At 69.0% G+C, this 14,428-nt stretch carries 7 protein-coding genes; 4 read left to right on the top strand and 3 right to left on the bottom strand.

The window, feature by feature from the left end:
• Positions 1-213 precede the first annotated feature (213 nt).
• Positions 214-3,333, top strand: a complete 3,120-nt coding sequence (locus F0L68_RS26965; RefSeq protein WP_149852620.1) for a TIM-barrel domain-containing protein — start codon at positions 214-216, stop codon at positions 3,331-3,333.
• A 685-nt stretch (positions 3,334-4,018) separates the two neighbouring features.
• Here the strand turns inward: F0L68_RS26965 and F0L68_RS26960 are convergent.
• Positions 4,019-7,123 (bottom strand): AfsR/SARP family transcriptional regulator, encoded by a 3,105-nt coding sequence (locus tag F0L68_RS26960; protein ID WP_149852619.1) that lies wholly within the window; start codon positions 7,121-7,123, stop codon positions 4,019-4,021.
• 303 nt (positions 7,124-7,426) lie between these two features.
• Between F0L68_RS26960 and F0L68_RS26955 the strand changes: the two genes are divergently transcribed.
• Both F0L68_RS26955 and F0L68_RS26950 read left to right on the top strand, forming a co-directional pair.
• A complete protein-coding gene (locus F0L68_RS26955) occupies positions 7,427-8,647 on the top strand; it encodes a hypothetical protein (protein WP_149852618.1) in 1,221 nt (406 codons plus the stop codon).
• Positions 8,648-8,649: 2 nt separating this feature from the next.
• Positions 8,650-9,111: a hypothetical protein gene (locus tag F0L68_RS26950; RefSeq protein WP_149852617.1), complete on the top strand. Its 462-nt coding sequence runs from the start codon at positions 8,650-8,652 to the stop codon at positions 9,109-9,111.
• On the opposite strand, the gene F0L68_RS26945 is transcribed toward F0L68_RS26950, so the two are convergent.
• On the bottom strand, positions 9,052-11,274 hold the full coding sequence (locus tag F0L68_RS26945; protein ID WP_188316855.1) for a tetratricopeptide repeat protein: 2,223 nt from the start codon (positions 11,272-11,274) through the stop codon (positions 9,052-9,054). The genes F0L68_RS26950 and F0L68_RS26945 overlap by 60 nt on opposite strands.
• 147 nt (positions 11,275-11,421) lie before the next feature.
• On the opposite strand from F0L68_RS26945, the gene F0L68_RS26940 reads away from it, so the two are divergent.
• Positions 11,422-12,579, top strand: a complete 1,158-nt coding sequence (locus tag F0L68_RS26940; RefSeq protein WP_188316854.1) for a low temperature requirement protein A — start codon at positions 11,422-11,424, stop codon at positions 12,577-12,579.
• A 39-nt stretch (positions 12,580-12,618) separates the two neighbouring features.
• Here the strand turns inward: F0L68_RS26940 and F0L68_RS26935 are convergent, their stop codons facing one another.
• Positions 12,619-14,169 (bottom strand): PucR family transcriptional regulator, encoded by a 1,551-nt coding sequence (locus tag F0L68_RS26935; protein WP_149852614.1) that lies wholly within the window; start codon positions 14,167-14,169, stop codon positions 12,619-12,621.
• Positions 14,170-14,428 lie beyond the last annotated feature (259 nt).

The raw sequence follows: 14,428 nt of genomic DNA, 5'->3' as shown, positions 1-14,428 counted from the left end.
GGGAAGTCGAATCGGCGGATACCCCGGCGGACATCGGGTCAAACTTCGCCCCAAAGGCGCATACCGTGCGTAACGGCGACCTTTGTTTCCCACTCCCACAATCCCCTTGACCGGACATCCGGCAGGCCCCATCATCATCTGTACACGTGATGCGCATCACAGCTCAAAACGGCCGCCTATCGCGCACGTTCGAGCACGCATCGTGGAGTACAGATGACACTTCGCTCCCGCACCTCCGGATGGATCAGCGCCCTCACCCTCCTGGCCGGCGTCGTCGTCCTCGCGCCAGGCCACGCCGCCGACGCCGCCACCCCGTCGGCCGTGATCGACGGATCGGCCCGCTTCGAGGTCCTCTCGCCGACCCTGGTCCGCGTCGAGTACGCCGCCGACGGCCGCTTCGAGGACCGGCCCACCTTCAACGCCGTCGACCGGGCCATGCAGGACACCGACTACACCACCACCGTGCAGAACGGCGTCCGGGTGATCCGGACCCCGAAGCTCACCCTGCGGTACGTGCAGGGTTCCGGGCCGTTCACGCAGCAGAACCTCGCCGTCGACCTCGTCGCGGGCGGCACCGCCGTCACCGCGCGCCCGTCCTGGCCGACCGTGCCGCTGTGCGCCTACGGGGCCGGCTGCGAGGCCGAGAACCTCGGACTCACCGGTGGTGCCGCGCTCGCCACCGACCACGCCAACTACACGGGCGCCGGGTTCGTCGCGGGCTTCACCGGAGCCGGCGCGCAGATCTCCTGGTCTACCACCGGAATCCCGGCCGCAGGCGACTACGCCGTCAGCTTCCGCTACGCCAACAGCACCGGCGGCGACGGGCAGAACACCACCAGGACGGTCAGCCTGACGGCGAACGGCACCACCAGCAGGGTCAGCCTGCCGACCACCGCCAACTGGGACACCTGGGCGGTCGCCAGCACCACCGTGCACCTCGCCGCCGGCACCGATCCCGTCTCGATCGCCTGCGGCACCGGCGACTCCTGCAACGTCAACGTCGACAGCATCGCGGTGACCGCCGTCGGAGCCGGCTACCCCACTCCCCCGACCGCGCCGCCCTCGGCCGCGCTCGGCGGCTGGCGGCGATCCCTTGACGGCCAGTCCGGCCCCGCGCCGACGGCCGACGGCCTGCTGTCCAGGGACGGCTGGCACCTCGTGGACGACAGCCAGACCGCGCTCCTCAACGCGGACCAGACCATCACCCAGCGGCCGAGCCGAAGCGGCCCGTACCAGGACGGCTACTTCTTCGGGTACGGCCACGACTACCGGCAGGGGCTCCGGGACCTGCACGACCTGACCGGCCCTGCCGTCCTGCTGCCCGAATGGGCCTTCGGCGTCTGGTATTCGCGCTACTTCCCTTACACCACAACGGACTACCAGAACACGTTGCTGCCGGCGTTCCGCTCGCACCAGACCCCGCTCGACACGCTCGTGGTGGACACGGACTTCAAGTCCCCCAACACCTGGGACGGCTGGGAGTGGAACCCGGCGCTGTTCCCCGACCCGCAGGCGTTCCTGAACTGGACCAAGCAGCAGGGACTCCAGGTCTCGCTGAACGTGCACTCCAGCATCGCCGAGAACGACACCCAGTACGCGGCGGCACAGGCCACCTCGGGCGGCGCGCTGGCGGCCGGCAACTGCGTCGGCGACGTCGGCACCAACCACTGTCACGTCTTCGACTGGAGCGATCCCGCGCAGCTCAAGGCGTACTTCGACCTGCACAAGCCGTTCGAGAACCAGGGCGTCCGCCAGTGGTGGCTGGATTGGTGCTGCGACAGCAGCCACGTCAGCGCGTCGGGTGTCACGCCGGACACGTGGATCAACTCCCAGTACACCAAGGAGACCGACGCGCGCGGGCTGCGGGGCTTCGCCTTCTCCCGCATCGGCAGCGGGCTACAAAGCTACAGCGGCTCGTCGTCGTTCCCGTCCGGCCCGTGGGCGGAACACCGCTACAGCCTGCACTTCACCGGCGACACGACCTCGAACTGGAACGTGCTCGGGTTCGAGCCGTCCTTCACCACCGGCGAGGGCGCCATCGGTCTGCCCTACGTCAGCCACGACATCGGCGGCTTCAACGGCCAGCACCCCGCCGACGACCTGTACGCGCGCTGGGTGCAGTTCGGCGCGTTCCAACCGGTGCTGCGCCTGCACTCCAACCACGGCGACCGGTTGCCGTGGGACTACGGCCAGGCCGCCGAGGCGTCCGCCGAGAAGTTCCTGCGCCTGCGGGAATCCCTCGTGCCCTACACGTACTCGCTGGCCAAACAGTCCCGCGACACCGGCCTCCCCATGGCGCGGGCGATGTACCTGAACTACCCCGAGTACAGCGAGGCGTACAGCGCGGCCCAGCAGTACCTCTACGGCGACGACGTGCTGGTCGCGCCCGTGACCACGCCGGGAACCTCGGGCGTCCAGACCAGTGTCTGGTTCCCGCCCGGCACCTGGACGGACTACTTCACCGGCCGCAGCTACACCGGCCCGAGCACGCAGACGGTGACCACGGACCTGTCCACCATGCCGGTGTTCGTCCGTTCCGGCGGCATCGTCCCGACCAGGACCGACTACGTCGACCACACCACGCAGAGCCCGCTGACCCAGGTCACGCTGGACGTGGCCGCTGGCGGCAACGGCAGCTCGACCCTCTACGAGGATGCCGGCGAAGGCAACGCCTACCAGGCGGGGCAGTCCGCCACCACCGGCCTCGCCTACGCGGAATCCGCTGGCACGCGCCAACTCTCCATCGACGCGATGCACGGCACCTATGCCGGCGCGGTGTCCGCCCGCACCTGGACCGCCCGCTTCCGCAACGCCGCGCCCCCGTCCACCGTCACGGTCAACGGCGCCGCGACCCCCGACTGGACCTACGACGCGGCGACCCGAGTGCTCACCGTGCGCACCACCGCGCTGCCAACCCGTCAGGCAACCACCATCGCCTACACCCCCTCGGCGACCGCGACGGGCCCCATCACCGGCATCGGCGGCAAGTGCGTCGACGTCGCCGGCGGCAACTCGGCGGACACCACGGCGGTCCAGCTCTACACCTGCAACGGCACACCGGCCCAGCAGTGGACCACCACCGGCGACGGAACCCTGCGAGCGCTGGGCAAGTGCATGGATGTCACCAACGGCTCCAGCGCCTCGGGCACGCAGGTGCAGCTGTACTCCTGCAACGGAACCAACGCCCAGCAGTGGAGCGCGCAACCCGACGGCACCCTGCGCGCGTACGGCAAGTGCCTGGACGCCAGCGGCGGCAGCTCGGCGGACGGCACGCGCCTGATCATCTGGGACTGCACCGGCAATTCGAACCAGCAATGGCAGCTGCCGACATGAGTCGACGCCTTGTGCCTCACCCGAACAACTCCGCCGTGCCATGGCTGTCCGGCTGCCGTCGTCACATTCACCGGTTGGGGTGGTGATACTTGATTCCATTGCTCCGCCTTGTTTCGACAGCCCAGTGGGGGCAGGCTGCACACAGCGCATGAGAGAGCGGAACATGACAACACGTCGGCACTACAAGGTCGGTTGAGCAGTGAGCTGTCCCCGGACAGCGGCGTGCCCGGCCCAATACCAGTGGGCCGGGCACGCTGAACACCCCGGGTGTCTAGGTCAGCACCATCGAAGCGACTCCGGAGTGGCGTCGTGCTGGGAGGTAGCGGGAGACGAGGTCAGGTGGGTGGACTCATCCGCATTACTGACCCCGCCTCCCAGCATCATGATTCCAGGGACCATGACACCCAGCAGACAGTTCGCGACTGCTCGCCGCACTGCGTTCTCCATCCGTCAAAGTTTCGGTCGGGTGGAATCTATCCAGGTCAGGTGACCCCTCCATCACGGGGCGCACCATCGAGTGCTGTACGGCCATTCAGGTGACACACGTACGGAGCACGAGGCACACCTGGACGACGCAACAGTCAATCGACTGGTTGATGGTAGGGCCGTACCGCCGAAGTGGATCTGGTGATTCGACCAACGCACAGTAGAGCGCGCTCAACGGCACAAGAGCGCTGTTGGGCGATCAGTCGTGCTGGTCACCAAGGCTCTGCGGAGGGCCGAAGTGCCCGGTCGACAGTCCGGCTTCCTCCGGGGAGAGCGGCCGGACGGCGCTGTCGCGCGCCTCGGGGACAATCGGCTCCCCCAGCTCGTTCAGATCGGCGGCAACGCCAGCTGCCAACGGGTTGCCGAGATCGCGGTACAGCTCCAGCGCCCGCTCCCACAGCTCGCGCGCCTCCTGTGGCGCACCCGCGTCCTTGCGCAGCCGTGCCAACACGTCGAGCGCGGCCGCCTCCTGCTGCCGGTCCTTGCCACGGCGGCACAACTCGACAGCCTGTTCCGCGTACGACATGGCGGCGTCGAAGTCCTTGGTGTCCCGGTGCACCGCGGCAAGCACAATGTACGTCTGGCCCTGCGGCACGAGATCATGATTGCGCTGGTGAACAGTGGCGGCCTGATGGCAGTACCCCATCGCTCCGAATGCGTCGCCGCGATCCTGGTACAGGCAGCCCAGCTCGGTCAGCGTGAGCCCCGCTCCGGCGGAGTGATCGATCTTTCCCCAGAGCATGAGCGCCTGGTTGAGATAGCTCAGGGCCTCGTCGTGCCGCCCCTGACGCCGCCTGGCCTCGCCGAGGCGGTGCAGGACCCTTGCCTCCATCGCCTCGTCGCCGTTGCTCCGCGCCAGCTCCAGAGCCTGCTGGCACAACGTGACCGCAGTGGAGTGCTCTCGTCGACGAATGTGCAACTCAGCCATGTTGTAGAGCACGACGTCCGCGCGGTCCCGTCGGCCGATCTGGACCAGAGTCTCGTACGCGCGGTGGAAGTTCTCCTCAGCCTTGTCGTATTCGTGCAGATCGAGGTAGCAGTAGCCGAGGTTGGCCTGCACATGGGCCGACATCTCGACGTCCCCGGATGCACGCGTTGCCCGGACTGCGACGGCAAGGCCGGTGAGCACGTCGTCGTAGCACCCGTACCGCTTCAGAATCTGGCCACTCGCCAGCGGCAACGCGGCCGCGTGTTCGTGCAGATCGAGCTCCTCGGCGAGAAGCGCTACGGCAGTGATGATGGATCTCTCACGCATGCACCAGCTCATAGCCGATTCGTCGTCGACGAAGTCCAGTGGTTCGACGCCATCGCTCACGGGTGGAACGGGCACTCCGTCGTTCTGCGGGAAGACCGCGCGGTCGGCGTGGTGCGCGGTGTGCACGTAGAAGCTCACCATCCGCCGGGTGGCGACCAACCGTTCCGCGTCGTCCTCGACGAGTTCCGCCGCATAGTCGGCGATCAGGTTGTGCATCCGATATCGGTCCGGCGAATCGGACTGTTCGACCAGGTGTGCATCGAACAAGCGTTCCAGCGCCAAGCTGGTTCGCCGGGCGGGGCTACCGGTCAGGGCGCTGACCGCAGTGAGGCTGGCGTCTGGTCCTGGATGCAGCCCCAACAGCCGGAACAGCCGTTGCTCCGCAACGCCCAGGGCCTCATAGGAGGTCTCGAACACGGCGCGCAGTCGAGTGTCCTGGCCACCGCCCTCGTCTCCCATGTCCAGCAGCGCCGAGCGCTCTTTCAGGCTGTCAACCAGTTGCGTCAGGCGGAGACCTGGTTTCGACCTCGCTCGATCGGCAACCAGGTTGAGCGCCAGCGGCAGGCCGCCGCACAGGCGGGTGAGCGCGCCCAGCGCAGTCGGGTCGTGAGTGGATCCCCTGCCGATCCGGTGTGTCAGCCAGTGCTGCGACTGCTCGTGCGTCAGGCGATCCACCGCAAATCCCCGCGCCCCGTGACGCGAGCTCAACGTCGCGAGTCGCTGTCGGCTGGTGACGACGACCAGGCACGTCGAGAACAGGGGAAACAGACGTTCGACATGCTCGGAGTTCTTCGCGTTGTCCAGGAGCACCAGCATCCGCCGGCCGTCCAGCAGCCTGCGCAGTCTGTTCGCACGACCAGCCGCGGTGGCGACCAGCTCGGCGGGAAACTCCAGCGCGGCAAGGAACCGGTCCACCACCTCCGACGGCTCCACGAGGGGGCTTTTGGCGAACCCGCTGAGGTCGACGTACAGCATGCCGTCGGGGAAGCGGTCGGCCATGCGATGCGCCCAGTGCACGGCCAGCGCGGTCTTGCCGACCCCAGCGGTGCCTTCCAGCGCGAGGATCATCGCGCGGGGTTGGCCATCGCCGTCGAGCGCCGCCGCGTCGAGTTCCTTCAGCAGCACCTCACGACCGGTGAGATCCGCGATGTCGTGCGGCAGCAGGCGGGGTGCCGGCCACTGGAGGTCGTCCCCGCTCGCGGCGACGCGCCCCCTGGTCAACCCTTCGTGGAAGCGCCGCAGCTCATCCGCCGCCGGCTGGTCCAGTTCCGTGCGGAACCTCTTGTGCTGACGGAGGAAGTACTCGACAGCGTCATCGTGGCGGCGCAGCCGATGCATGGCCTCCAGCCGCAACTCGACCAGCCGCAGGCCGTCCTGCCGTTCTGGCGGCAGGTCGGTGATGCCCTCAAGCACCTCGTCGTACTGACCGAGTGCGAGTTGTGCGCCGAACAGCAGCCCGTGCGCCGGTAGCCACAACTCCTCCTCGACCGTCCGACGCCAACGGTGTGCCCGCGCGGTGGCGAGGTCGGCCAGCGGCCGGTCCTGCCACAGCTCGAACGCGGCCTTCATGAGTTCGCAGGTGCGGCGGTGATCCCGCCGCGCGGCCGCGGACCTCGCCTCGTGGTGCAGTGCCCGAAACGCGTGGTAGTCCACCAGTTCTGGGTCGACGTCGAACCGGTACGCGCCGCCCTTGCTGTGCAGCATCGGGGGGCGGCCCATGAACTGGAGCGCCCCTCGGATCCGCTTCGCATAGGTGTGCAGCGTCCCGCGCGGTTGCTTCGGCGACGGATCGTCCTCGGACCACATCCAGTCGATCAGATCGTCGACGGGCACCCATTTCCCCGCGTTCAGCAGCAAAACGGTCAGCATGCCGCGTGGCTTGGGCTGCATCCCGTGATCGTCGAACCGTCCGCCGACCTTCCATTGGGTCGGTCCCAATATCCTGAATCTGGTCTCCACCAGCGCCACCCCTCGCTGGTCACCACTCCCCGACCCGTCGAGTGTGCTCCGCCGCCCCGGGACAATCCAGCAATCCGTCACAGTGCGCATTCCCTGCGTGACCTTCCGTCGTCCACGTGGCCGAACCGGGAAGCACCGTTCGTTTGTCCCCGGACTGACCTCGTTCTGACAGATCGTTCGGCGAAACCGAGGAAGGGCCGACCGATACGTCCCCGCGGTGATCGGCTCCCAGGTCCCGCGTTGCCCGTCCGAGGACGCCGCACACGCGTCCTACCAGTGCCTTCTGTGGATCGTCCCGCTCACCGTCAGCAACCTGTCCCATGCCGGCCGCCACGGTTGCCCTAGTCCGGCGAACACGGGGAAGGCCCTCGGGCAGGCCGGTGGGAGGCAGGCATGCACCCGGAACAATGGATACGCGGACCGTTCGGCCTTGACGCCGACCTGAGAGTGAGCAGGCCTGGCCTGCGGACCGTCCTGGTGATGGTGCCACATCTGGTGGCCGGCACCCGGTTGATGGATCTCGTACCGCTGCTGGAAGCCGACCACCGAGTGCAGGTGATCTTCAGCCCCACCGGAACCGCAGGCTGCTGGCACGGGACGGACGAGTTCGTGCGCGCCCAGGGAGGTCTGGTCGCGCCATGGCAGCAGGTCACCCAGCACCGCTTCGACCTCGTGCTCGCCGCCGCCTACAACGATCTCGACCAGGTGCGAGGTCCTGTCCTGCTGACCGCCCACGGCGCGAGCAAGCTCGGCAACAAGCGAGGCAGTCGCAGTGCCGGACCCGGTGGAACCGCCCACCATGGCCTGAGCAGGGAAACCCTTACCCACCGGGGAAGAGTGTTGCCCGCCGTCACGGTGTTGACCCACCCAGATGAGCTCGACGTGCTGAACACGTCCTGCCCCGAGGCCGCGCACACCGGACTTGTGGCCGGGGACATCTGCCTTGACCGGATGACGGCGAGCGTGCCGCTGCGTGATCGCTACCGTGCGACGCTCGGCCTCGCCGAGGGGCAGCGACTTGTCACGGTCAGCTCGACCTGGTCGACGGACTCGACGTTCGGCCTGTGCCTCGGCCTGTACCACAGGCTGCTGGACGAACTGCCCAGGACGGACTATCGGGTGGCCGCCGTGCTGCACCCGAACATCTGGGCCGTGCACGGCCGCAGGCAAGTGTTGGCCTGGCTGAGTCACTGCATGCGGGACGGACTGCTGGTGCTGCCTCCGGAGGAGGGCTGGCGGGCAACGATGATCTCCAGCGACCTGGTGGTCGGCGACCACGGCTCCACGACGCAGTACGCCGCCGCTGTCGGAGTGCCGGTCCTGCTCGCGGCCCATCCGCGCGACCAGGTCCGCGACGGCGGCCCCGCCGACATCCTCGCGCGCAGCACACCACGGGTCGACCACAGCGCACCGCTTCTTCCGCAACTTGGTGCGGCACTGGCAGGATCTCCCGATCGACACGCGGGAATCATCGACCTGCTCACCGCGCGACCTGGGCGGGCAGCCGGGATTCTGCGCAAGGCGATGTACCAACTGCTCAACCTGACCGAGCCCGTGTGGCCCGTTCCGGTGTCCCCTGTTCCGCTTCCCCGGCCGATTCAGCCAGGAGGCTGACGATGACCGCGACAGAACAGTCCATCGTCTCCCTCGCCGCCCACTGGGTGGACGGCGGCGTCGAACGGATCACCTGGCGCGAGGACAGCGGCTCCCTCGCCAGCTTCCTGCTGGTGCGCATCGACATCGCCCGCTCCTGTTGGCACAGCTGCGGCGACGTGATCGCCGCGCCGCGTCAGGTCGACCTCGTGCACGCGGGCACGGTCGCGCAGGAGGCTCTCGGGCGACTCATCTCGTGCGACGTGGTCGTGGTCCGAATAGGCGGCGTGGGCTACCTCGTACGGGGCAGGGAAGGCGAGTGCGTGATCCGCGAACCGCGAGCCGGCGCCGCCATGCGGAACTGCGCGACCGCCGGCTACCTGTGGCTGCTGGACGGCGGCGACCTCCGACTGCTGCCACGGTCCTCAGTCCTCGACGTCGTCCGCGCCGTCGGATGGCGCTCGGGCGAGCCGCGCCAACCGTGATCGCAACTCCTTCGCCTTGGGCTCATCCATTTCGGCGTAGAGATTCGCGGCACGGGCGTACTGTTCGCGCGCCGTGGCCAGATCGCCCCGCTGTTCCGCCACCTCACCAAGAACCGCGACCACCTCCGCCAGGTAGTAGGGCGTGCCCACGTCCTCGGCCAGGCTCAGCGCCTCTTCGAGCGGGGCGAGTGCGTCGACCGGTCGCCCCGCTCGCAGGAGCACCACACCGACCGATCGAAGTGCCCTGGCCTGACCGGTCCTGTCACCGACGGCGGCCATGACGGCGGCAGCCGAGGTCAGCTGTTCGATCGCGTCGCGGACACGGCCCAGTTCGGCAAGCACCTCGCCGACGCGGCGCCGGCACAACGCGACCGCTCTGGTGTTACCGGCGGCCTCGTGAATCTCCTCCGCCCGCACCAGGTTGGCGAGTGCGGCGGTCAGAGATCCGGTCTCCTGCAACGAGTTCGCGAGCTCCAGCAATGCGACCGCCGTCGCGTAGCCGTCCTGTTCCTGTTCGGCCAACCGCAGCGAAAGGGTGCTCTGTTCCATGGCCTCGGCGTGCTGGCCAAGGCTTCGCAGGGCGAATGCCACCTGGAATCGAAGCTGGGCCTCGGCGAGCCGATCACCGACGTGCACCGCCGCAGACACGCCCTGCTCGTGCAGGGCCAGCCAGGTTGTGTAGTGCCTGGTGTGTAGGAAGAACCCCCACATCGCCTCGCAGAACTGCCACACCAGATCGGGCCGGTCCTGGCCTGCTGCCGCGCGCACGGCGGCAGTGAGGTTGTCTCGCTCGCTCTCCAGCCAACCAAGTGCGTCGGCGACGGTGGCGAACAGGACGGGCCGGCCGGACACCGGACGGAAGCGTGGACCGACCCGCCGACGAGAAGGGCGGAGGGTCATCTCGGCGGCCGCCGTCATGTCCAGATACCACTCGACCGTTCGGACCACGACCTCGGCGCACGCGGCCGGGCCGTCGATCTGCTCGGCGAGGTGACGAGCGTGCAGTCGCAGCAGATCGTGATACCTGAAACGGCGGTCGGCGGTCTCCATCAGAAGGTTCGCCTCGACCAACGCGTCGAACGCGCCCGCCACGTCGTCGGCCGGGCCGGCCACCACAGCGACCGCAACGTCGAGGTCGAACTCGGCACCGGGATGCAGCGCGCAGAGTCGATAGATCCGAGCCTGCGCCGGCGAAAGTCTCGCATACGACACGTCGAAGATTCCTTCCACCGACGACTCGTCCCGGATGGCGAGGTTCGCGAGCCGATCACGTCCGGAAAGATCACCGACCTCGGTGGACAGCAAACGCCGTGGTCTTGCCGACAACCGCGCGCCCACCACGGACAGCGCGATCGGCAGGCCACCGCATAAGCTCGCGAGTCGCTGCGCGGCCTCGTGTTCGGCGTCCAGTCGACGATTGCCGACGACCTGCCGCAGCATCTCCATGGAGGCGGCGGGATCCATGGGATCCACCTCGACGATGCTCGCGCCGTCCATGGCCAGGCCGGTCAACCGCCAGCGACTGGTCACTACGGCCGCACTGCGGGACGCGTTCGGCAACAGCGGTCGAACCTGCGCGGCCGACACGGCGTTGTCCAGCAGGATGACGATGGACCGTTCGGTCGTGAGCGAGCGAAACAGGGCCTGGCGCTGGGCCAGACCGATCGGCACCTGCTCAGCCGGCACTCCGAGCGCCACCAGGAACCAGGCCAGGACCTCCGCGGGTTCAACCGGCCCGGTGGGTGCGAACGCACCGAGGTCGACATACAGCTGACCGTCCGGGAACCTGGCGCGCACGTCGTGCAGCCAGCGCAGGGCGAGGGTTGTCTTGCCGACACCGCCAGCGCCGCTGAGCACCACGAGCGATGGCCGCTGGTCGTCGACGAGCTCGGTCAGTTCGGCAAGTTCCCGACTCCGGCTGGCGAAATGGCGTGGCGGTGGTGGTAACTGCGCGGGAACCGGCGGTCGCGGCTTGGCGCTCGGCAGATACACATCTCCGTGTATCACCCCCGCCTGGAACACAGACCCTTCCGCCGCGCCGAAGATCTGATTGTCCACAGTGAACTCGTTTGAAGGGCCTCGGCGCTCCTCACCATCGCGCCCTTCCGCGCCCACGTCATCCCCCGACTCCGGCCTTCGACCATGAGTGCCGAGCAGCGCCACGCAGTACGGCCGCACTGCATCTCGACACAGAGATCATGTCGATTCTTTCAGACAACGAGGCCTCATTCATTCATGCATGCGTGTGATATTCAGCTTTCCTCGCCACACCAGTGGGCCACTCGGAGTAGAGCGCGGCAGGATGCCGGGATGACCGAGTCCAGCGCACTGGCGGGCGAATCGCACGACGGTAGGCACGCGAGTTGGTTGGAGCTGTTCTTCGACCTCGTCTTCGTCGCGGCGGCGGCCCAGCTGTCGCACCAGCTGCACGGCGATCCGGGGCCTGGTGCTTTCGTCGCGTTCCTGTGTCTGTTCTTCCCCGCCTGGTGGGCGTGGATCAACATCACGGTGTACAGCAACCTCTTCGACAACGACGGGGTCAGGGCCAGGGTGCTGATGCTCGCCGGGATGTTGGCCCTTGCCGCGATCAGCGTGGCGATTCCCGAGGGGTTGGCCGGGCGCGCGCCCGTGTACGCGCTGGGGTTCGCCGGAACTCGGGTGGTCCTGTTTCTGTTGTGGTGGCCGGCTACTCGCTCGGCTGGCACGCCGGTGGCTCGGTGGCGGCCACTGACCTACTGCTTGCTCAGTGGGCTGCTGTGGGCCGTGTCCGCGATCGTGCCGTCGCCGTGGCGGTTCGCGCTGTGGGCGCTGGCGTTGCTGGTGGAGATCGGGCTGGTGCTCCTCGCGGGTGACACCTTGTTGTTCGCCAGGTTCGACATCACCCATCTCGTGGAACGGGTCGGGCTCTTCGTCATCATCGTGCTCGGCGAGTCGGTGATCAGCCTCGTCACGGCCGTGGACCACGCCTGGTCGCCGGCCGCCGCAATGGTCGCGCTGCTCGGGTTCGTCCTGCTCGCCGCGCTGTGGTGGTCCTACTTCGACTTCGGCTCGTCGTCGGTCGAGCGGGCCCTGTCGGCCTCGCACGGGCGATCCTCGTTCGCGCTCATCCGTGATGTGGTGGCGTTTCTGCACTTCTTCGCGGTGGCCTCGATCATCGTGCTCGCCGCCGGCCTCGGCACGGCGGTCGACGACGCCTCCCACGGGCACCTGCCGCTCGGCGCGGTCTGGGCGCTGGCCGGCGGGCAGGCCGCCTATCACGCCACCCACGCGGTGATCGCGTTGCGCTATCGACGGCCGGCGCGCGAGGTCGCGGTGTGGGCCGCGCCCGGTGTCGCGGTGCCGCTGGCGGTCATCGCGCTGCACGGCGTGCTGCCGCCGGTCGCGGCGGTCGCGGTGTTGGCCGCCGAGGCTATCGCGCACCTGGTGTATGCCCGTCGGGCGGCCGCGCGGCGGGTCGTGGCCGGCTGACTCGCGCCGGGTCCTGTTGTTGGCCGCCAGGACGAAGTGTCAGGCGCCGGACTCCAGCGCGAGGTAGAGGTCCACGCGCTCCGGGAAGCTGGCCAGGTCGACCTCCAGCAGCTCCTCCACCCGCCGCACCCGGTACCGCAGGGTGTTGACGTGCACGTGCAGCTTGGCGGCGGCGGCCGTCCACGAGCCGGAGCAGGCCAGGAACACCCGCAGCGTGCCGACCAGGTCCGAGCCATGTTCCGCGTCGTAGTCCAGCACCGGCCCGAGCAGGCGGCGGCGCAGCGACCGGCGCAGCTCCTCCGGCAGCGTCGCCAGCAGGAGCTGGTGCAGGGCGATCTCCTCGCCGGCAACGACGCAGGTTCGGCCGGGCCGCCGCTCGCCGAGGCGCCTGGCGTGGCTGGCCTCCTCGACCGCCCCGCGCAGCCCGGCGGCCGGCGCCGGCGAGCTGATGCCGAGCAGCACCCTGGTCGACCCGAGCCCCGGCTCCAGCGTCCGCAGCGCCGTCCGCACGTCGTCGGCGCTGGTCGGCGACCAGTGCCGCCCGGCGGGCACCAACGCGTAGACCTCCTCGCCGACGATGCTGACCAGCGACTGCGGCGCCACGTGCGCGAGCAGCTCCTCCAGCACCGCCGAGGTGAACGCGGGGCGCTGGTCGGAGGCTGAGGCGGCCAGCACCCGCAGCGGCTCGTCCACGTCGAGCCCGGAGGCGGCGATCCGGGAGGAGATCTCCACCGGGCCCCCCGCCCCGGACAGCACCAGCCGGAACAGCGGCCCGGCGGCCCGGTTCTCGATCTGCCGGCTCTGCGACACCCGCGACCGCTCCAGCCCGATCAGGCTGGCCAGCTCGGCGGCGACCTCGTCGAGGCCGGCGTCCTGCTGCTCCCCTTCGTCGGCGACCACCAGGAACCAGCTGGTCAGCCGGCCGCCGGCGCGCTCGGTGACCGGCAGCAGCGTCATCCGGGTCGAGCCGGCTCTGCGCACCTGGCGCGGCAGCCGGTCGGCGACGAGGAACTCCCGCACGAGGCCGGCGCGCTGCTCCACCGGGGGATCGTCGCCGACGCCGGCCACCACCCGTCCGGTGGTGGACAGCACCCAGCAGCGCGCGCCCAGCTCGACGGCGCCTGCCGCGAGCAGGGCCTGGAGGCCGCCGCCCTCGGCGACCACGCTGAGCAACCTGCGGTGACGGCCGAGCACCGAGCCTGCGTCGCCGATCCGTTCGGCGGCCATCTCGGACACGACCCGCTCGGTGATCGTGGCGAAGGACAGGTCGACCGGCACCTCCAGCAGGGGCACCCGGTGCCGCCGGCACGCCTCGATCAGGTCCTCCGGGATCGTCCTGGCGTCGGTCTCGCTGGCCGCCAGCGCCGCGACCCCGGCGTCGGCCAGGGCGGCGACGAACGGCTCGGTGTCCTCGGGGCCGTCCCGCCACAGCAGCCCGCTGAGCACCAGCTCGCCGCCGGACAGGTAGCGCCTCGGATTGGGCAGCTCGGTGCCATAGATCCTGGTCACGGGCCGGTCGAGCAGGTCGTCGCCGGCGCGCAGCACCAGGCGGAGCTCCGACATCTCCAGCAACGTCCGCACTCGCAGCATCGCGACCTCCCGTACCGCTCACCCCAGGGGACCCGAAGTCACCCGATGGGGTTTGTAGGAAAACACAAAATGACGGTCCGTAGGCAGACCTGATTCATGCTTCCGCGCCCTAGCTCCACACCGTGCCTGCTCTGTGTACTGGCTCACACCACAACGGCGGAAACAACGCGGCCGCGACGGCGCAACCAATCCGGAGCAACATGGAGGAGAACGGCCTGTGACCGACGAACCCAGGTGTACCGGGCGGGCGGCCCTCGCG

Origin of the sequence: Solihabitans fulvus (genome assembly GCF_008386585.1) — a bacterium.
Lineage (GTDB): Bacteria > Actinomycetota > Actinomycetes > Mycobacteriales > Pseudonocardiaceae > Solihabitans > Solihabitans fulvus.
The sequence above is the reverse complement of the archived record's forward strand: the minus strand, read 5'-3'. Positions and strand labels throughout refer to the sequence as shown.